The 18448-nt window shown below is 73.1% G+C and carries 21 protein-coding genes and 1 pseudogene; 9 read left to right on the top strand and 13 right to left on the bottom strand.

The window, feature by feature from the left end; genetic code table 11:
- Positions 1 to 51: 51 nt before the first annotated feature.
- The 3 genes from I6J71_RS16165 to I6J71_RS16155 all read left to right on the top strand — a co-directional run bounded on the left by I6J71_RS16165 (position 52) and on the right by I6J71_RS16155 (position 4562).
- Positions 52 to 783, top strand: a complete 732-nt coding sequence (locus I6J71_RS16165) for an ABC transporter ATP-binding protein (RefSeq protein ID WP_204097085.1) — start codon at positions 52 to 54, stop codon at positions 781 to 783.
- On the top strand, positions 783 to 3278 hold the full coding sequence (locus I6J71_RS16160) for an ABC transporter permease (protein ID WP_204095455.1): 2496 nt from the start codon (positions 783 to 785) through the stop codon (positions 3276 to 3278). Before I6J71_RS16165 ends, I6J71_RS16160 begins: the two co-directional genes overlap by 1 nt.
- A 447-nt stretch (positions 3279 to 3725) precedes the next feature.
- On the top strand, positions 3726 to 4562 hold the full coding sequence (locus tag I6J71_RS16155; RefSeq protein ID WP_204095454.1) for an alpha/beta fold hydrolase: 837 nt from the start codon (positions 3726 to 3728) through the stop codon (positions 4560 to 4562).
- Between the two features lie 42 nt (positions 4563 to 4604).
- On the opposite strand, the gene I6J71_RS16150 is transcribed toward I6J71_RS16155, so the two are convergent.
- Complete coding sequence (locus I6J71_RS16150; protein WP_370542153.1) at positions 4605 to 5576, bottom strand: SDR family NAD(P)-dependent oxidoreductase; 972 nt, start codon at positions 5574 to 5576, stop codon at positions 4605 to 4607.
- A gap of 96 nt (positions 5577 to 5672) precedes the next feature.
- On the opposite strand from I6J71_RS16150, the gene I6J71_RS16145 reads away from it, so the two are divergent.
- Positions 5673 to 6239, top strand: coding sequence for a TetR/AcrR family transcriptional regulator (locus tag I6J71_RS16145; RefSeq protein ID WP_204095453.1), 567 nt, complete (start codon positions 5673 to 5675; stop codon positions 6237 to 6239).
- Positions 6240 to 6265: 26 nt separating this feature from the next.
- Here the strand turns inward: I6J71_RS16145 and I6J71_RS16140 are convergent, their stop codons facing one another.
- Together I6J71_RS16140 and I6J71_RS16135 are read right to left on the bottom strand one after the other, a co-directional pair.
- Positions 6266 to 6526 (bottom strand): hypothetical protein, encoded by a 261-nt coding sequence (locus I6J71_RS16140; protein WP_204095452.1) that lies wholly within the window; start codon positions 6524 to 6526, stop codon positions 6266 to 6268.
- Positions 6527 to 6715: 189 nt separating this feature from the next.
- Complete coding sequence (locus I6J71_RS16135; RefSeq protein WP_204095451.1) at positions 6716 to 7093, bottom strand: SDR family NAD(P)-dependent oxidoreductase; 378 nt, start codon at positions 7091 to 7093, stop codon at positions 6716 to 6718.
- A gap of 88 nt (positions 7094 to 7181) precedes the next feature.
- Between I6J71_RS16135 and I6J71_RS16130 the strand changes: the two genes are divergently transcribed.
- Both I6J71_RS16130 and I6J71_RS16125 read left to right on the top strand, forming a co-directional pair.
- Positions 7182 to 7799: a TetR/AcrR family transcriptional regulator gene (locus I6J71_RS16130; RefSeq protein ID WP_204095450.1), complete on the top strand. Its 618-nt coding sequence runs from the start codon at positions 7182 to 7184 to the stop codon at positions 7797 to 7799.
- A 185-nt stretch (positions 7800 to 7984) separates the two neighbouring features.
- The gene (locus tag I6J71_RS16125) at positions 7985 to 8203 is read left to right on the top strand and encodes a hypothetical protein (RefSeq protein ID WP_204095449.1); all 219 of its coding nucleotides are present in this window, start codon (positions 7985 to 7987) and stop codon (positions 8201 to 8203) included.
- 21 nt (positions 8204 to 8224) lie between these two features.
- On the opposite strand, the gene I6J71_RS16120 is transcribed toward I6J71_RS16125, so the two are convergent.
- The 3 genes from I6J71_RS16120 to I6J71_RS16110 are packed head-to-tail and all read right to left on the bottom strand — an operon-like array spanning position 8225 to position 9867.
- Complete coding sequence (locus I6J71_RS16120) at positions 8225 to 8518, bottom strand: hypothetical protein (protein ID WP_204095448.1); 294 nt, start codon at positions 8516 to 8518, stop codon at positions 8225 to 8227.
- 39 nt (positions 8519 to 8557) lie between these two features.
- Positions 8558 to 9160 carry a hypothetical protein gene (locus tag I6J71_RS16115; RefSeq protein WP_204095447.1) on the bottom strand — a complete coding sequence of 201 codons (603 nt, stop codon included), beginning with the start codon at positions 9158 to 9160 and terminating at the stop codon, positions 8558 to 8560.
- Positions 9161 to 9165: 5 nt separating this feature from the next.
- Positions 9166 to 9867: a hypothetical protein gene (locus I6J71_RS16110; RefSeq protein WP_204095446.1), complete on the bottom strand. Its 702-nt coding sequence runs from the start codon at positions 9865 to 9867 to the stop codon at positions 9166 to 9168.
- A gap of 264 nt (positions 9868 to 10131) precedes the next feature.
- Between I6J71_RS16110 and I6J71_RS16105 the strand changes: the two genes are divergently transcribed.
- Together I6J71_RS16105 and I6J71_RS16100 are read left to right on the top strand one after the other, a co-directional pair.
- Positions 10132 to 10323: a hypothetical protein gene (locus tag I6J71_RS16105; protein ID WP_204095445.1), complete on the top strand. Its 192-nt coding sequence runs from the start codon at positions 10132 to 10134 to the stop codon at positions 10321 to 10323.
- Positions 10296 to 10940, top strand: a complete 645-nt coding sequence (locus I6J71_RS16100) for a hypothetical protein (protein WP_204095444.1) — start codon at positions 10296 to 10298, stop codon at positions 10938 to 10940. Before I6J71_RS16105 ends, I6J71_RS16100 begins: the two co-directional genes overlap by 28 nt.
- On the opposite strand, the pseudogene I6J71_RS16095 reads toward I6J71_RS16100, so the two are convergent.
- From I6J71_RS16095 to I6J71_RS16080, 4 genes and pseudogenes are all read right to left on the bottom strand, one after another.
- Positions 10838 to 11480 (bottom strand): annotated as a pseudogene (locus I6J71_RS16095) (response regulator). The gene I6J71_RS16100 and the pseudogene I6J71_RS16095 sit on opposite strands and share 103 nt — an antisense overlap.
- A 37-nt stretch (positions 11481 to 11517) precedes the next feature.
- Positions 11518 to 12117, bottom strand: coding sequence for a methylated-DNA--[protein]-cysteine S-methyltransferase (locus I6J71_RS16090; RefSeq protein WP_204095443.1), 600 nt, complete (start codon positions 12115 to 12117; stop codon positions 11518 to 11520).
- Entirely contained in the window at positions 12114 to 12602 is a 489-nt protein-coding gene (locus I6J71_RS16085) for an RNA polymerase sigma factor (RefSeq protein ID WP_204095442.1), read from the bottom strand. Before I6J71_RS16085 ends, I6J71_RS16090 begins: the two co-directional genes overlap by 4 nt.
- An 11-nt stretch (positions 12603 to 12613) precedes the next feature.
- Positions 12614 to 13123 carry a methylated-DNA--[protein]-cysteine S-methyltransferase gene (locus I6J71_RS16080; RefSeq protein ID WP_204095441.1) on the bottom strand — a complete coding sequence of 170 codons (510 nt, stop codon included), beginning with the start codon at positions 13121 to 13123 and terminating at the stop codon, positions 12614 to 12616.
- A 158-nt stretch (positions 13124 to 13281) separates the two neighbouring features.
- On the opposite strand from I6J71_RS16080, the gene I6J71_RS16075 reads away from it, so the two are divergent.
- Complete coding sequence (locus tag I6J71_RS16075; protein WP_204095440.1) at positions 13282 to 14751, top strand: amidase; 1470 nt, start codon at positions 13282 to 13284, stop codon at positions 14749 to 14751.
- Between the two features lie 12 nt (positions 14752 to 14763).
- Here the strand turns inward: I6J71_RS16075 and I6J71_RS16070 are convergent, their stop codons facing one another.
- The 3 genes from I6J71_RS16070 to I6J71_RS16060 all read right to left on the bottom strand — a co-directional run bounded on the left by I6J71_RS16070 (position 14764) and on the right by I6J71_RS16060 (position 18444).
- Positions 14764 to 15606 carry a helix-turn-helix domain-containing protein gene (locus tag I6J71_RS16070; protein ID WP_204095439.1) on the bottom strand — a complete coding sequence of 281 codons (843 nt, stop codon included), beginning with the start codon at positions 15604 to 15606 and terminating at the stop codon, positions 14764 to 14766.
- A 138-nt stretch (positions 15607 to 15744) separates the two neighbouring features.
- Positions 15745 to 16917, bottom strand: a complete 1173-nt coding sequence (locus tag I6J71_RS16065; protein ID WP_204097084.1) for an LLM class flavin-dependent oxidoreductase — start codon at positions 16915 to 16917, stop codon at positions 15745 to 15747.
- 36 nt (positions 16918 to 16953) lie between these two features.
- Positions 16954 to 18444, bottom strand: coding sequence for an aldehyde dehydrogenase (locus tag I6J71_RS16060; RefSeq protein WP_204095438.1), 1491 nt, complete (start codon positions 18442 to 18444; stop codon positions 16954 to 16956).
- Between the last annotated feature and the right edge of the window lie 4 nt (positions 18445 to 18448).

Here is an 18448-nt window from a genome sequence, read left to right as displayed (position 1 = left end):
TCGCCGGGCACCACAGGCGAAGTTCGGGGAGAACTCATGCAACCAAGCACAATGGACGGTCTGGTCGCGGCAGGCGTCCGCGGGGTCGTCAAGGTCCACGGCCGCGGGGACACGGCGGTGCGGGCACTGGACCACGTGTCCGTCGACTTCCCGGCGCGGCGGTTCACGTCCGTGCTGGGCCCGTCGGGGTCCGGCAAGTCGACGCTGATGCACTGCCTCGCCGGGCTGGACACGGTGGACTCCGGCAGCGTCCGGATCGGGCAGACCGAGCTCACCGGCCTGTCCGACGCCGCGCTGACGCGGCTGCGGCGCGACCGGATCGGGTTCGTGTTCCAGGCGTTCAACCTGCTGCCGACGATGACCGCCGAAGAGAACATCCTGCTCGGCCTGCGCCTGGCCGGCCGCAGGCCCGACCCGTCGTGGTTCGGCGTGGTCGTCGACGCGCTCGGGCTGCGCCGGCGCCTGCGCCACCACCCCGCGGAGCTGTCCGGTGGCCAGCAGCAGCGCGTGGCGTGCGCCCGCGCGCTGGTGGGCCGGCCGGAGGTGGTCTTCGCCGACGAGCCCACCGGCAACCTCGACTCGCGCTCGGGCGCGGAGGTGCTCGGCTTCCTGCGCGCGTCGGTGCGCGAGCTCGGCCAGACGGTGGTGATGGTGACGCACGACCCGGTCGCCGCGTCCTACACCGACCACGGCGTGCTGCTGGCCGACGGCCGCGTCGCCGCGCACGTGCCCCACCCGACGGCCGACTCCGTGCTGGCCGCGCTGAGCGGGCTGGTGGCGTGATGCTGCGCGTCGTCGCCGCGGGGGTCCGGGCCCGGCCCCTGCGCCTGCTGCTCTCGGCCGTCGCGATCGCCCTCGGGGTGGCCTTCGTGTCCGGCTCGCTCATTCTGTCCGCGGCCGTCGGCGCCGGGCTGCGTGCCGCCGTCGCCTACCAGACCCGCGGGGTCGACGCGGTCGTCGACCAGACCCGCGGCGGTGGTGGTGGCCTGGACGACGCGCTGCTCGCGAAGGTGCGCGGGGTGTCCGGTGTGGCCGCGGCGGAGGGCCGCACCACCGTCAGCGCTCCCCTGCGCGACACCACCGGCCACGCACGCGACGCGGGCGCCGTCGCGCTGCCCGCCGACGCCGCGTTGCGGCCGTTCGACCTCGCCGGCGGCCGCTTCCCACAGCAGCCCGGGGAGCTCGCGATGGAGGAGACCACCGCCGCGGACTTCACGCTCGGGCAGCGCGTCACGCTGTTCGACCAGCAGGGCGGCGAGCACCCGTTCACCCTGGTCGGCACCTTCAGCCGGCCGTCCGACGCGGGGATCGGCGCCGAGGACCTGGTGCTGACCCCCGAGGGGCTGCGGCAGGTGGCGCCGGAGCCGGAGTACGGCGAGATCGTGGTCCGGGCGGCGCAGGGGGTCGCGCCGGCCGCGCTCGTCGCCGGCCTGGACAAGGCCGTCGGGGGAAAGGGTGTCCGCGTGGTGACGGGTGACCGCGCCGCTTCGGAGCTGCTGTCGAACGCGGCGCCGGACTCGGCCGGGCTCACGAAGTTCTTCACCGCGTTCGCCGTGCTCGCGATGGTCGTGGCCGCAATGGTCATCGCCAACTCGTTCACGATCCTCGTGGCGCAGCGAGCGAAGGAGCTCGCGCTCCTGCGCTGCGTGGGCGCCGGGAAGCGGCAGGTGTTCGGTGCGGTGCTGCTGGAAGCCGGCGCGGTGGGGCTCGTCGCCTCGGTCGCCGGGGTGTTCGGCGGGCTCGGGGTCGCCGCGGCGCTGCAGGCGATCACCGGGCCGCCGGGTGCGCCGGTGTACGTGCCGCTCTCGGCCCGCACCGCCGTGCTGGCGATCGTGATCGGGGTCGTGGTGACGGTGCTGGCAGCCGTGCCCCCGGCACGCACCGCGACGCGCGTCGCCCCGGTGGAGGCGATGCGGACGCCGGTCGAGGGCCGCCGGGCACGCGCGGGCCGGCCCCGCACGATCGCCGCGGTGGTCCTACTGGTCGCCGGGATCGCCGCGACGATCGGGGCGCTGGCGGCCGAGGTCGAGGACGGTGCCGTGCTCGCCGTCTTCGCGATGGTCGCGCTCTTGGGCGCGCTGCTCGCCGTCGGGCCGCTGCTGGCCGGTCCCGTCGTGCGGGCGCTCGGCTCGGTGACCGGGCCGGTGCTGGGTGAGCCCGCCAAACTCGCCGCGCTCAACGCGGACCGCAACCCGCGGCGCACGGCGGCGACCGCGGCCGCCCTCACGATCGGGCTGGCCGTGGTGGCGCTCGTGACGACCGTGACCGCCGGGGTCGAAGCGGGTCAGGGCCGGGGCGTCGAACAGCAGCTGACGGCGGAATTCACCGTGACGTCGGTGGTGAACGGGCAGCAGCTGCCGCCGACGCTGCCCGCGACACTCGCGGCGGTGCCGGGGGTCGCGGCCGCCGCGCCGGTCACCGAGTTCACGGGTGACCTCGGCAACCTCGGCGCGTACGGCATGACCGCCGTGCGTGGCGACGCGGTGGGCACGCTGCTGCGGCCGGTCGTCCTGGCCGGGCGGCTCGACCGGCTGGGCCCCGGCGAACTCGCCGTGAGCCGGCAGCTGTCCGAAGAGGCCGGGTTGTCGGTCGGCCAGACGGTGCGCACGGCGTCCGGGGCGCTGCGGGTCGTGGCGGTGTACGACAGCGTCGACGCGCCGGGCGCCAGTCTCGGGCTCGGGCTCGTCGACCTCGGCGAGCTGCCCCGCGTCGCACTGGCGGACAGCGAGCACGACGGCAGTGTGCTCGTGAAGGTCGCGACGGCCGCCGACGCCGACCGTGTCCGGGCGGGGCTGGACCACGCGCTCGCGGCCACTCCCCTCGCGCAGCTGAACACGATCGCCGACCTCGAGGACCAGCTGTCGGCACCACTGCGCAGCACGCTCGACCTGCTGTGGGCACTCACGGCTCTCGCCGTGCTGATCGCGTTCGCCGGCATCGCCAACACGCTGTCGCTGTCGGTGCTCGAACGCACGCGCGAGTCGGCACTGCTGCGCGCACTCGGCCTGACGCGGGGCGGGCTGCGCGCGACGCTCACCGCCGAGTCGGTGTTCGTCGCGGTCTTCGGCGCCGCGTGCGGGCTGCTGCTCGGTGTCGGCTCGGCGTGGCTGATCACGCGCGTCGCGTCGACCGCCGCCGAACCGGTCCTGTTCACGTTGCCGTGGCCCCGGCTCACGGTGCTGCTCGCGGCCGCGGTGCTGGCCGCCCCGCTCGCGGCCGCCCTGCCGGCGCGGCGCGCGGCCCGGGGCTCGCTCACCGCGGGCATGGCCGAGGCGTGAGGCGCGCCGTCCACTGAGGACGTCCGTTCGTACCCGGGAACCAGGGCACTATCGGGAAACCCGGGAAAACGGGGAACCGGTTCCCCGCCGGGGAGCCGGTTCCCCGATGCCCGGAATCGTCCCGCCACGTCCGAAATCGCGGGACCGTCCAGAGTGGCCGGACCACGCGAGCGTGCTGATCGAGCCACGCATCGGGACGTCGGCCGGGCCCGCGTGCGGCGGTGGAAAAACGCGCCTGCCAGCCGAAACCTCTGGGAGGCAACGAATCCCCGGCCGACCCGTCACCCGAACGGACGCGTCACGGAAGTATTCACACAATTACTCCATTGGTGGGACTGCCGCCCGACCACATGGTGGGACTACGGTTCCCCTCGGCAGCACCGGCGCCGGCAACGGGGCCACGGCCCGGAGTGCCAGACCACACCATTCTGGAGGGAAGGACATCTCATGCCCAAGCTGACCGTCGGTGAAGAGAACGGGGCACCGGTCGAGCTGTTCTACGAAGACCGCGGTGCCGGGCGCCCGGTCGTGCTGATCCACGGCTGGCCGCTGTCGGGCCGTTCCTGGGAAGCCCAGGTGCCGGCGCTCGTCGAGGACGGCTACCGCGTGATCACCTACGACCGCCGCGGCTTCGGGCAGTCGTCGCAGCCGTGGGAGGGCTACGACTACGACACGTTCGCCGACGACCTCGACAAGCTGCTCACCGCGCTCGACCTCACCGAGGTCACGCTGGTCGGGTTTTCGATGGGCGGCGGCGAGGTCGCCCGCTACGTCGGCCGCTACGGCACCACCCGGATCGCCAAGGCCGTGTTCGCCGCGGCCGTCCCGCCGTTCCTGCACAAGGAAGACGGCAACCCCGAGGGCGGCTTCGACGACGCCCTGCTCACGTCGTTCCACGACGGCATCCGCGCCGACCGCCCGGCGTTCGTCGAAGGGTTCGTCACGAACTTCTTCGCGGTGAAGGGCCGCACCGACCTGGTCAGCCCGTCGGTGCACGCGTACAACACCGCCATCGCCGCGTTCGCGTCACCGAAGGGCACGCTCGACTGCACCACCGCGTTCACCAACACGGACTTCCGCGAGGACCTGAAGGCGTTCACGATCCCGACCCTGGTGATCCACGGTGACTCCGACGCGATCGTGCCCTTCGAGATCAGCGGCAAGCGCACCGCCGAGATGGTGAAGGACGCCCGCCTGGTGCTCGTCGCCGACGCCCCGCACGGCCTCAACGTCACCCACGCCGCGACGTTCAACGCCGAGCTGCTGACGTTCCTGCGCGAGTGAGCCTCCCGGCCCGGTGGGGTGACCGCGCCGTGAACGTCGCGGTCACCCCACCGGAGCCCGGTCACCGGACCGGGTGGCCTGCCTCGGCGAGCAGGTGCTCGGACAGCGTCCAGAGCCGGTCGGCCTTCTCCGGGTCGAGCGCGTAGTCCGCGACTCCGCGCCGCAGGCCCGCGGTGAACGGCTCCGCTTCCGACCGTCTTCGAAGTACTTGCCGGTGACGCCCGCCACGAGCGGCGACGCGGCCAGCAGCACCGACGTCGCGGCGCCCTGCTGGATGTCCTTCACCGACACGCCGGTCGAGCCTGCCGGGTCGAACGCCGTGGGCGGGTTGGCCAGGTGTCGCCCGAGGTTCGTCGACCGGATGCGGCCGGGGTTGAGCGCGTTGACCGCGATCCCGTCCGCCGCCCACCGCCGCGCCGCGGCGACGGCGAAGAGCACGTTGGCCGTCTTCGACTGGCTGTAGGCCGCCCACGGGTCGTAGGGCGTGTGCGTGAAGGACACATCGTCGAAGAGCACTTCGCCGTTCACGTGCCCGACCGAGCTGACCACCACGACGCGGGCGCCGCCGGCCGCCGCGAGCGCGCCGTGCAGGCCGGTCGCGAGCTGGAAGTGGCCGAGGGGGTTGGTGCCGAACTGCAGTTCCCAGCCCTGCGTCGTCCGCCGCTCGGGTGTCGCCATCACGCCGGCGTTCGCCACCAGCATGTGCAGCGGTCCGGGCCAGTACTGAACGCACGCGGCGACCGAGTCCGGATCCGCCAGGTCGAGCGCAGCCACGTGGACCGCCGCGTTGCCCGTGCCGGTCGCGATGTCCCGCGCCACCCCCTCGCCGGCCGCGGTGTCGCGCACGGCGAGGGTCACCTCCGCGCCGGCCGAGGCCAGCGCCCGGGCGGTCTCCGCCCCGATCCCCGACACGGCGCCGGTCACGATCGCGCGCCGGCCGGTCAGGTCGACCCCCGCGATCACCTCGGCGGCGGTGGCCGTCGCCCCGAACGGTGTCGTGCTGCGCTGGGTCATGGTGCTGTCCTCTCTCCGCTCCGCTAGCCTGATATGTGGAGCCTGTTCCACTTACGACCGTAACCGGAGCCGGGTCCACTTAGCAAGGAGAGTGGTGTGCCGAACGCGGGACGGTCGTTGCGGGCCGACGCACGGGAGAACCAGGACCGCATCCTCGAGGCGGCGGCGCGCGCGTTTTCCCGGCAGGGCGCGGACACCTCGCTCAAAGCGATCGCGAAGGAGGCCGGTGTCGGCATCGCCACGCTGTACCGGCGGTTCCCGGCCCGCGAGGACCTGGTGGAGGCGACCTACCGCAGCGAGACCGAGCGGCTCGCCGGCTCGGCCGCCGGCCTCCTCGCCCAGCTGCCACCCGAAGCCGCGCTGCGGGCGTGGATGGACCGGTTCGTCGACTACGTGCTCACGAAGAACGGCATGGCCGAAGCGCTGCCGGGCATCCTCGCCGCGCGTGAGGGCCTGCGCACGCACAGCCGCGACCTCCTGCGCGCGGCCATCGAGCGCATGCTCGCCGCCGCGGCCGAGGCCGGGACACTGCGCTCCGACGTCCCGGCGGACGACGTGATGATGGCGATCGGCGGCGTCACGCTCATCGCGGGCCACGAAGACCAGCGGGCGCTCGCCTCGCGACTACTCGACCTTCTCGTGGACGGGCTGCGGCCGCGGTGAACCCCGCTCGCGCGGTCAGCCGACGCTTACCCCGACCAGCTCGGCGGACCGGTCCCACAGGCGGCGCGCGAGGTCGTCGTCCTTCGCCGCTGCGGGTTCACCCGGCGAGCGCGGCGGCCGCGTTCGTAGTACACGCCGGATTCCCAGTCCGCGCCCGGCGCCGTGGTCGCCAGCCACACCAGCTGCCGCGCGCCCTTCTCCGGGCTGAGCATGACCAGCCGGCCGATCGGGTTGGTGTAGACGAGGCGCATGAAGCTCGCGCTGCCGGTGGCGAAGCGCGTCGCCACTGCGCCGGGGTGGAACGCGGCGGACGAGAGACCGCGGGCGTGGAAACCGCGTGTGCAGCTCGCGGGTGAACAAGATGTTCTCGAGCTTGGCGGTGCCGTAGGCCTTGTGCGGGGTGTAGGCAGCGTCGTGGTCGAGGTCGTCGGGGCGCAGGTCGCCGAAGAGCCGGGCGCCCGCGCTCGCCGTCTGGATCACCGACGCGCGCGAGGCGAGCAGCTTGTCCACCAGCAGGGCGGTGAGCAGGAACGGCGCCAGTGGTTGATCTGCACGGTCTGCTCGAACCCGTCCTCGGTCTTGGCTCGGTCGCCGAAAACGCCGCCCGCGTTGTTCACGAGCACGTCGATGCGCGGGTGCGCCGCGTCGAGAGCGGCAGCGAGCTCGCGGACCTCGGTGAAGCACGTGAAGTCGGCGACGTGGTGGTCCACGCCCAGCTCGCCCGCGACGGCCGCGGTCTTGACGGGCGACCGCCCGACGACCACCACGCGGTGACCGCGCCCGTGCAGTTCGCGGGCCGCGGCGGCACCGATGCCGTCGCTGGCGCCGGTGATCACGATCGTCTTCGGGGACATGGCACTCCTTCACGGGTCGATGCCTGACACTGTACGACACTCTTGGCACTGAGTGTCAACTCTGACCCTGCCTGCTACTGTGGTGCCGGTGAACGAACACCGCCCCGGCCTGCGGGAACGGACCCGCCGGGCAGTCCAGCGGGACATCACCGAGGCCGCGCAGCGGCTGTTCGTCGAGCACGGCTACGAGCGCACGACCATGGACGACGTCGCCGAGGCGGCCGGCTTGTCGCGGCGCAGCCTGTTCCGCTACTTCCCCACCAAGGAAGACCTGATCGTCGGCAAGTTCGAGGTACTGGCGGACACGATGGTCGAGCGGCTGCGTGAGCGCCCGCCCGACGAGCCGGTGTGGGAGTCGCTGCGGCGGACGTTCGACCTGCTGGTCCCCTTCGTCGACGCCCCCGGCAAGCACGAGGTCGCCGATCCCATGCAGCGCATCGTGTTCGCGACCCCGGCCCTGCTGGCGAGTTACCTCGAGAAGCTGCAGCGCATGGAGTCCGCCGCCGAGGTCGTGCTGCGCGAACGGGCCGAGCAGCGGGGAACGCCGTACCAGCCCGCCGACCCGGCCCCACGCGCGGTGATCGGTTCCGCGTTCGCGTGCCTGCTCGCCGCGCAGCGCGCGTGGCTCGCTGGAGGTGCGAAGGCCACGTTCGCGGGCTACCTCGATCGCGCGATGACCGCGGTCACGCCCGCCCAGAATCCTTGATCCAGCTCGGTTTGCCCCACGTCGGCACCAGTTTTCCTTGCCCGGTCGGCATCCTCACCGTCCGCGATCGTTGAAATCGTTGCGCTGAAAGGTTTGCCGCGATTCGTCCTGACGCGCCGAGACCGGCGTAGGGTGCGAAGTGCGCCGCCCGTGCCCCCGGCGGACGCGTCTGACGAGGGGGGGCCATGGACTCCGTCGATCTTACCGGCATCGCCGAGCCACACATGAGCACGGTGTTCGCCATCCTGGGCTATGCCCGCCAGGGCCGTTTCACCGAAGCCGAAGCCCACCGCATGATCGACCGCCTGCGGGGCCTCTCGTCCCACGACGGTCCACAGCGGACAGCCGAACCGACGGAACACCCGGGCGGGGGAACGATGCCGGCCCCGCGGGAGCCCTCGTAACCGGTTTCCCGGGCCGGCGGGTCAGCACCCGGCGTTGACGATCGAGAACGTGAAGTGTCCCTCGTAGTCCTCTCGGGCGTCGAGGATCTTTTCGGTGAGACCCTCCCGGGCTTCGCGCGACAGGAAGAGCTGGATCTCGTCGAACGCGACCACGTCGTCGTCCCCGCGCGGACAGGGCGCGGCTTCGACATCCACGGCGCAGCCGGCCTCCGGCGGACCGGCCAGGTTGAGCCGGAAGCCGCCGCGACGTCCGACCTGGTAGGTCACGGTGAGCCGGTCGATGGCTTCCGTGGCGGATTCGGACAGGGTGAGCATGGGTGTTCCGCCTTCCTCCGAAGGGCCGGCCGGGGCCGGTCACGATGGGGTTCTCCGGTCGAGCTCGACGATCCACTCGTGCTGCCAGCGCTTGAGCCGGTGCCGGTCCAGGCCGAGCACGAGCCCGCCGTAGAGCAGAGCCAGCGCCGCGCAGGACCCGGCCCACACGCCGAACCCCGTCAGCACGCCCTCGACCACGGCGGTGCGACGCTCGAGTGGCGGGGGCACGAGGTTGCCGGCGCGGTCCACCCAGATCGGGACCGTTTCCCCCGCGTGGAGCTGCAAGTCGGCGTCGACCTTGGCCACGCGGTAGCCGCCGCCGGGCAGCCGCCAGCGGGCGTCGCGCGGGCTGGGTCCGGCCGGGACGCCGTCGGGTCCGATCGCGGCGTCGTCGGGAGACGCGTCGACGAGCAGCGTCGCGGGAACCTGGTGGCGCGCGGCTGCCTCCTCGGCCGCTTGCCGGCCGCGCTGCGCCGTGGTGCCCGAGCCGAGCCCCACGGCGATGGGCACCGCCACGAGGGCGAGCACCACGAAGACGGCCAGCACCACCGCCTGGAACCGGTCCGACGGCCGCGCCAGGCCGCCGTGCCGGGCGAACAGCGTGCGGCCCATCCGCCTGAACCACTCCGCCGACCCGCTCATCGCACTCACCTCCTGCCGCAACTCGGCCCGCCCCGTCGGGTCCGATGTGGACGGACGAGCGGACGTCGAGGGTCGCACCGCGCGCGCCGGCCACCGGGCGGCGCACTGTCCACACGAGACGTGTGCGGCCCGGGAACGCCGGCTCGCCCTGGAACGTGCCGCCGGACTCGGCGGACCGCCGTTCGAGGTTCGGCAGCCCGCCGCGCGCGACTCCCGGCCGGCAGCCCGGCACTGGTGCCCGGCCCGTCGATCACGAGCCGGTCGGTGAACCGTGCCTGCCCGGACGCGCGAACGGCAACCAGCGAGGTGACCGGTGCGCCGGTCAGCGCGCCGGCGTCCGGGTCCGGCCACGCGGTGCCCCCGTGCGTGTCCTCGGTGCCGGGGAACGCGATCCCATCGGCAGCCGCGAGACCGGCCAACGCCAGGTCGTCGTCGTCGGTGAAGCACTCGCCCGTCTTCTTCTCCGTCAGGGACAAGCGCTCGCGGTGCGCGCCGGCGAACCCCGTGGTGGCCCCGTCTTGGTCCACCGCGGCGAGGGCGCCGCAACCGGCTCCGGCGGGATCCGTTGTGGTGGCGACGACCCGGCGCAGCGTGCGGTCCAGCTCCAGGCCCGGGGAGAACCCGGGGACCGTGGCGAGCAGCGCGTCCATCCGGTCCCGTTCCCCGGCCCGGGCTGTGCCCGGTCTCCGGTCGTCGACGTCCGGCATCCCCCCACTCTGGCACGGAAATCCGGGCCCGGGGTCACCCGTCACCGGCGACCCTTGGACCCGCCACGCGGGACGTTCGGCACTAGCCAGGGTCGGCGGGAGAGCGCGCCGTGGACGGCCGACGTGCCCGAGAGGTCGCACCGTGAAGGCCGGAGTCATACCCGTCGGACGGCTCACCGACCGCCAGGTGCGGGCGGTGCTGGTCGCCGCGACCACACCGCCGCCCTGCACGAGGGGCGCCCGTGGCGGTTCCGCTGCACCCCGGTGTCGATCGAGCTCTACGTCGCGCCGTCGCGCAACGGCCGGCGCGGGCAGCTGCTCGACTGCGGCGCGGCCCTGCTCAACCTTCGGCTCGCGGTGAAAGCCCAGGCTGCCACCCCGACGTGTGGGTGCTGCCCGCTCAGAGCCGGCCCGATCTCCTGGCGGTGGTGCGCCCGCGCGGACTCGAGCCGGTGACGCCGATCGAGCGCCGGCTCGCGGGAGCCATCCGCATCCGCCGCGGCAACGCAGCCCGTTCAACGACCGCGGTCGTGCCGCCGGTGGTGCACCGCGAACTGCGCCGCGCCGCGGAGCTCGAACGCGCGTGGCCCGCCACGATCGGCCCCGAGCACCTTCCCCGGCTGCGCGAAATCCTGCGACGCACGGATTCCAGCGGCTTCGACCTGGCACCCGAACGGTTGCTCGTGGCCGTCGGCTCGCTCCACGACACCCCGCTCGCGCAGCTGCACGCGGGGCAGGCCGTGCAACGCGTGCTGCTCACCGCGACGGTCGCGGGCCAGTCGGCCGCCCACTGGACCGACGTGCTGACCCCGGCGAGCCGCCGCGAGCTGCGCGGCCTGCTCGGCGGCGGGCTGTGGCCGCAGGTCCCGCTGTGCCTCGGCCACGGCGCCCCCGCGCCGGTACCCGAGCGGGCACCGCTGGAAACGGCCCGGCGAGCGCGGTCCGCCCGCCCTCGCCGGGCCGGCCGTGATCAACCGGTGGTGCACCGCCGCTCGTCGTGGAAGGCGGTGACGAGCACGACCGCCTGGGTCCGCCGTTCCACGCCGAGCTTCGCCGGCAGCCGCGACACGTAGTTCTTTACCGTTTTCTCCGCCAGGAACATCCGTTCGGCGATCTGCCGGTTGGTGAGTCCCTCGCCGATGAGATCCAGCAGTACGCGTTCCTGCTCGGTCAGCGCGGCCAGCGGGCCCGGGTTGCGCGCGCCCTCGCGCACCTTCCCCACCGCCGCGGATACCGCGCGTTCGTCGAGCAAGTTGCGCCCGGCGGCCACGCGGCGCACCGCGTCGATGAGCTGCAGCCCCTTGTGTCCGTGATGACGTACCCGTCGGCGCCCGCGAGCACGGCGCCGACCATCGACTCCTCGTCGGTGTAGGACGTGAGCATCAGCCACCGCAGGCCCGGCAGCGTAGCCCGCAGGTCACGGCACAGCCGAACGCCGTCGCCGTCGGGCAGGCGCACGTCGAGCACGGCGACGTCCGGTCGGGAATCCGCGCCAGCGCCTCGGCGGCCGAGGCGGCCTGGCCCGCCACGGTGAGGTCTTCCTCGTCCTCCACGAGATCCGCGACTCCGCGGCGCACCAGTTCGTGGTCGTCGACGAGGAAGACCCTGATCACCCCCGGGCCGGGTCCGTCCACCGGCTCAGCGTACGCATCAGGCAGCCGATTCCAGGGCGAGCAGAACCCGCTTCGCCTCCTCGCCGCCGCGGTAGCGACCGGCACTGCCGTCGGAGCGCACCACGCGGTGACACGGCACGACGAGCGGCACGGGGTTGCGCGCGCACGCAGTGCCGACAGCCCGCACGGCCTTCGGACTGCCCGCTGCGGCCGCGACTTCCGCGTAGCTGCGCGTGCCGCCGTAGGGGATGTCAGCGAGGTGCTGCAGCACTTCGCGCCGGAAGCCCTTCGCCAGCCGGAAGTCCACGTCGACGTCGAACTCGTGCCGGCGACCGGTGAAGTATTCGTCGAGCTCGCGCGCGACCCGGTCGAGCCGCGCGGGGGCAGCGAGGATGCGCGGGCTGATCTCACCGGCGAGCGACTCGAGCACCGCGTCGTGGCCTTCGACGGTGAACGCGACGCGCACCAGGCCGGCACCGGTCGCGGCGAGCAGCAGCGGGCCGACGGGCGAATCGACGGTGCGGTACGCGACGTCGAGCAGTCCTGCGCGGTCCGCCGCGGTCGTGAGCCGCGCGCGCAGGCGCACCTGCGCGGCTTCGTCGGTCGCCGGCAGCGCGGCGAACAGATCGGTGGTCATGGCGCTGCTCCTTCCAGCTCGCCGCGGCGGGACGCCGCCCGCAGCGCCTTCACCCCGTCGGCGGCCGCCCGGCGCGCGGCGGCGGCGGTGCCGCCGGTGATGGCGGCGACCTCCTCGTAGGGGAACCCGCCGAGGTAGTGGTAGGCGACGGCCGCGCGTTGTTTGTCCGGCAACGCGGCGAGCGCGTCCCACAGGTCTCCGTCCCAGTCTTCCGGGCGGCCGGTGCGGCTCGGCTCGTCCGGCGGGTGCTCCACCGGGACCGCGTGCCGGGCACGGGTGCGCGTGATGTCCACGGCCTTGCGGTGCGCGATCGTCACGAGCCACGCCGCGACGTTCGCGTCGGCGGGCAGGTCCGGATAGGCCTTGAGCGCGGACAGGAACGTCTCCGACCACGCGTCCTCGGCGTCGTGCGGGCCCACCACTGCGCGGCAGACCCGCAGCACCATCGCGCCGTGCTCCAGCACGACCTCGTCGAAGGGCCGCACGCCGCGCGCTTTCAGAACAACCTGCCGTCGTCCTCGGCGGGCGGTTCCTCCAGGCTGAGCAGGAACCGCTTGCGCTCGACGCCGCCCGCGTACCCGGTGAGCCCGCCGCTCGCGCCGACCACGCGGTGGCACGGCACGACGATGCTGATCGGGTTCCAGCCGTTCGCGTTGCCCACGGCCTGCGCGGCCCCCGGGTCACCGAGTTCCGCGGCGAGTTCACCGTACGTGCGCTTCTCACCGTAGGGGATCTTCGTGAGCAGGCCCCACACCTTCCGTTCGAAGTTCGACCCGCGCGGCGCCAGCTCGAGGTCGAAGTCCCGCCGCTCGCCGGCGAAGTACTCGGTCAGCTGGCTGATCGCCGCGGCGAAGGTCGGGTCCGTCCCGGCCACCCGCGGTCCCAGGCTCGTCAGGCGCGGTTCGCGCTTGTGGCCGTCGAAGTAGAGCCCCACGAGGGCCGTGCCGTCCGCGACCAGCGTCAGATCGCCCACCGGCGACCCCGCGACCGCGTGCCGAACACCCATGTCCCCGTTCCCTTCTCCTCGCGTCACACCAGGTAGACGCGCGGGCGCGCCGAAGTGTGAGGTCCGCGCGGAACACGACTTCGCCCACCACGGGCCACGATAGCGACGGCGCGGGCTAGCCTCGGTCCCACATCGGCCGCTTGGTGGGGGAGGAACGCATGGGCACCGACCGGAACCTGCTGTCGGCCGGGCAGCTCGTCGCAGCCTTGCGAGCGGGCGAGGTGACGGCGGTCGAGCTGGCGGAGTCGGCCATCGAGCGCATCGCGAAGCACGACGGCGAGATCAACGCGATCTGCGTACGCGATTTCGACCGCGCGCTCGACGCCGCACGGGCGGCCGACGCGGCGCGCGCCCGGGGCGAGGACGGCCTGCTCCTCGGAGTGCCGATGACCGTCAAGGAGTCGTTCAATGTCGCCGGCCTGCCGACCACGTGGGGTTTCCCGCAGTTCGCGGACTTCACGCCGGCCGAGGACGCGCTGGCGGTTGCGCGGCTGAAGGCGGCGGGGGCGGTGGTGCTCGGCAAGACCAACGTGCCACTGGCACTGGGAGATCTGCAGAGCTACAACGACATTTACGGCACCACTGCCAACCCCTGGGACCTCGGCCGCTCGCCGGGCGGTTCGTCGGGCGGTTCGGCGGCCGCACTCGCCGCCGGGTTCGGGGCGCTGTCGATCGGTTCGGACATCGGCGGGTCGCTGCGGACGCCCGCGCACTTCTGCGGCGTCTACGCGCACAAACCGACGTTCCGGCTGGTGCCGGCGCGCGGCCACACCCCGCCGCCCGCTCCCCCGCTGACGGCTGAAGTGGACCTGGGCGTGATCGGGCCGATGGCACGCAGCGCGGCCGACCTCGGGGTGCTGCTCGACGTGCTGGCCGAACCCGATCCGCTCACCCTCGGGGCCGCGTACGAGCTGCGGCTGCCGCCCGCGCGCCACGACCGGCTCGGTGACTTCCGGGTGCTCGTGCTCGCGGACCACCCGGACATCGCGACATCGGCGAGCGTGCGCGCCGGCCTCACGCGGGTCGCCGACGCCCTCACCGGGGCAGGGGCCCGCGTCGACCACGGCAGCCCCGTCGTGCCGGATCTCGGCGAGTCCGCGCGGCTCTACCTGCGCCTGCTGTTCTCCATCTTCGGCGCGAGCTACCCCGCCGAGATCTACGAGCGTTTCGGCGCCCTCGCCGCGAGCCTCGATCCCGCCGACGACAGCCTCGTCGCCGCCCGCGTGCGCGGCGCCCGGCTGAGCCACCGCGACTGGTTCGCCGCCGACCTGGCCCGCGAAGGCCACCGGCACGCCTGGCGCGCGGTGTTCGCCGAGTACGACGCCGTCGTCTGCCCGGTCTCGCCCACGCCCGCGTTCCCGCAGGACCAGTCGCCGCACCAGGACCGGCGCACCATCACGATCGACGGCACCGGACACCCCTACGGCGACCAGCTCGTGTGGGCCGGCCTCGCCACCCTGCCCGGTCTGCCGGCCACGGTCATCCCGACCGGTCCCGACGCCGCCGGCCTGCCCGTCGGCGTCCAGCTCATCGGCCCGATGTACGGCGACCGCACGACGCTGCGGCTGGCGGAACTGCTGGAAGCGGAGCTCGGCGGCTTCACCGCGCCGGACCTCGACGGCCGCTGACCGGCAGCGGGGTCAGCCGGGTGGGGCCATGGCCTCGAAGCCGAGCGCACCGAGCAAGGCGAGCTTCGCGGCGGACTCCGTGCCGGGGCGGGCGGTGCAGACCACGATGCGCAGGTCGCCGTGGCGGCTGGCGAGGACGTCACGGTCGAGGTCGAGGCGGCCGACGTCCGGGTGGTCGACGGTGAGGCCCGCGGGCTGCTGCCCGTCGGCGGGGTGCGAGTCCCACAGCGCGCGGAAGCCGGTGCTGACCGAGGCGAGCCGGCCCAGCAGCGCGGTCAGGTCGGGTTCGCGCGGGTAACGCTCCTGCGCCAGCCGCAGATCGGCGACGAGCGCGTGTTCGAACTCGGCGCGCTCGTCCGGGGTCAGGCGGGTGCGGGTCGGGCGAGCGGCGAAGTGCCGCCACACCGCGTTGCGGTCTTCGTCGCGCGCCGCGGGCTCGCCCATGAGCGCGGCCCACGGCCGGTTCCACGCGATGAGCGTCCACATCGCGTCGTGCACGGCGATCGGGTGGTCGTCGAGCCGTTCGAGCAGGCGCCGCGTGCTCTCCGGCACCAGGCGCGGCACCCGGCCGCCGCCGAGCTCGTGGCCGGCGAGCCGGAACAGCCGTTCCTGCTCAGCGTCCGACAACCGCAGCGCCCGCGCGAGCGCCACGCACACCTGGACGCCCGGCGCGGCCGCCCTGCCCTGCTCCAGCCGCACGACGTGATCGGCCGCGAGCCCGGCGAGCACCGCCAACTCCTCGCGCCGCAGGCCCCTCGCCCGCCGCTGCCCGTGCACCGGCAAGCCGGCCCGGCCGGGTACCAGCCGTTCCCGCCATCCCCGCAACGTCTTCGCGAGCTCGTCCGGGCGGTTCACGGCACCCAGTGTCGCAAACCACCGGCCGCGCGGTACCGCCTCTTTTCTCAAACTTGTGTCATCCCAACGGCGGGCTCCGGGTGCGTACCCGGAGCCCGCGCGCGGCTCAGTGGTTCACAAGCTCAGTTGTTCACAAGCTCAGTGCCGCAGGCCCGCCTGCTTGAGCAGCGGCATGACTTCGTCGCCGAAGTACTTGAGCTCCTCGTTGTAGTCGACCAGGCCGAAGATCATGCCCTCCATGCCCGCGTCGTTGAGCCGGCCGAGTTCTTCGGTGACCTGCTCGGGCGTACCGACGATCGGGTAACCGCCCCAGCCGGCGATGAAGCGCTCCTGCATCTTCTTGACGGCGTGGTCGAACGACTGGCTCGCGCCGGAACCGGCGATCTTGATGACGTTGCCCGCGGCACCCCAGTCGCCCTCGTCGACGACCTGCTGGAACGCCCGCTTGGCCTCGGCTTCGGTGTCGCGGCACACGACGAGGCCATACGTCATCACCTTGATGTCGCGCCGGTAGTCGTCGCGGGCCTTCGCCTTGACCTTGTCCGTGTAGGCCTTGATGTTCTCGAGCGTGTCGAGCGAGGCGAAGTTGATGTCCACGTTGCGCGCGGAGAATTCGATCCCCGCGGGCGAGTTGCCCGCGTTGAGCAGTGCCGGGCGCGGCCCCTGGTGCGGCTTGGGGTAGGCCTCGACGTCGTGTCCCTGGAAGTACTTCGAGGCGACGTCGAACGAGCCGGGTTCGGTCCACAGCCGGATCGCGTAGTCGAGCCACTCCTGGCCGAACGCGTAGCGCTCGTCGTGTTCGCGCTGCTCGCCACCGAACATCTCCATCTCCGGCGGCACCCAGCCCATCACGAGGTTGAGCGCGAAACGGCCGCCGGAGATGTGGTCGATCGTGGTGGCGGCCTTCGCCGCAACGATCGGGTGCACCGTCGGCAGGTGCGACGTCGACGCGATGGCGATCCGCTCCGTCGCCTCGGCGAGCCCGGCGGCCCACGCGTAGGTCTCGAAGCAGTTGCCGTTGAAGTTGGTCGAACCGCCGAAGCCCTTCCAGCGGGCCACGGGCACCAGTACGTCGAAGCCGAGCGCATCGGCGCGCTGCGCGATCTCGCGCGTGTGCTCCCAGGTGATCTTGTAGGAGCTGGGGGCGTGGCTCATGATCAGCCCGTAGGAGCAGTTGGTGCCGAACAGGCCGAGCTTCATCTTCTGGTCGCCGAACAGCGGGTTGGTCAGCGTGCGGTCGGCCAGCGGCCGCGTCTCGTCGGCGGGACGCGGGTCGGTCGGGGCGAGGCCGAGGCGCTCGTTCGCGGTCATCGTCACGGGGTGTCTCCTTCGCGGGGTGTGGGGTGCTCAGCCGAGCTGGAACGGGTCTCGGGTGCCGCCGGTGAGCTCGACGAACACGGACTTGTTCTCCGTGTACTCGTGCACGGCGTCGATGCCGTTCTCACGGCCGATGCCACTGGCGCCGAAGCCGCCGAAGGGCATGTTCGGCGCGATCACGCGGTAGGCGTTGATCCACACGGTGCCCGCGCGAAGCTTCGCGGCGACGCGGTGGGCGCGGTGCACGTCCTTCGTCCAGACCGCGCCGGCCAGGCCGTAGGGGGTGTCGTTGGCAAGCTTCACGGCCTCGTCCTCGTCGCGGAACGGGTAGACCGCCAGCACGGGGCCGAACACCTCTTCGCGGACGATCGTGTGCTCGGCGGTCACGCCGGTGACCACGGTCGGTTTCACGAACAGGCCGCCGCGTTCGGCGTCGGGCTCGCCGCCGCACGCGAACGTCGCGCCCTCCGCGGCCGCGCCGCGCAGGTAACCGAGCACCTTCTCGTACTGCGGCCGGTTGGCGACCGGGCCCATCTCGGTGGCGGTCGCCGTCGGGTCACCGAGCTTGATGGCATCGGCGCGCGCGACGATCTTCTCGACGAGCGCGTCGTGGACATCGGCGTGCACGATCAGGCGCGAGCCGGCCATGCACGTCTGCCCGGTCGCCGCGAACACGCCCGCGACCAGGCCGTTGGCGGCGGCGTCGAGGTCGGCGTCGGCGAAGACGACTTGCGGCGACTTCCCGCCGAGCTCGAGCGTCACGCGGTTGAAGTTCGTGACGGCGGCCTGCGCGACCTTCGCCCCGGTGGCGGAGGAGCCGGTGAACGCGACCTTGTCGAGCCCCGGGTGCTTCGCGAGCGCCTCGCCGGTGCTGCGGTCCCAGCCGGTGACGACGTTGAGCACGCCGGCCGGCAGCCCGGCTTCGTGCAGCACCTGCGCGAACGCCACGGTGGAGGCCGGCGCGTGCTCCGACGGCTTGACGACCATCGTGCAGCCGGCGGCGAGCGCCGGCGCCAGCTTGAACGTCAGCAGCAGCAGCGGCGAATTCCACGGCGTGATGGCGCCGACGACCCCCACCGGTTCGCGGCGGGTGTACCCGAAGTAGTTCGGGTTGACCGGCGGGACCGTGCGGCCCTCGAGCTTGTCGGCCAGGCCGGAGAAGTAGTAGTACCACTGCGGCAGGCTGTTCAGCTGGCCCAGCATCTCGCGCAGCAACTTGCCCGAGTCGTTGACCTCGAGGCGCGCCAGGCGCTCGGCGTTGGCGGCGATCGCGTCACCGCAGCGGCGCATGATCGCGGCGCGCTGGAAGCCGGTCAGGCCGCCCCACTCGCCGTCGAACGCGGCGCGGGCGGACGCGACGGCCACGTCGACGTCCTCGGCGGACCCGTCGGCGAGGCGGGCCCACGGCTGCCCGGTGTAGGGGTTCTGCGACTCGAAGGTCCGCCCTGAGCGAGCGTCGACGGACTCGCCGTGGATGAACAGCTTCAGGTCCTCGAGCTGAGGCGCTGAGGTGGTCGTCATCGAC

The sequence above is a fragment of the Amycolatopsis sp. FDAARGOS 1241 genome, from assembly GCF_016889705.1.
Taxonomy (GTDB): Bacteria; Actinomycetota; Actinomycetes; order Mycobacteriales; family Pseudonocardiaceae; genus Amycolatopsis.
The sequence above is the reverse complement of the archived record's forward strand: the minus strand, read 5'-3'. Positions and strand labels throughout refer to the sequence as shown.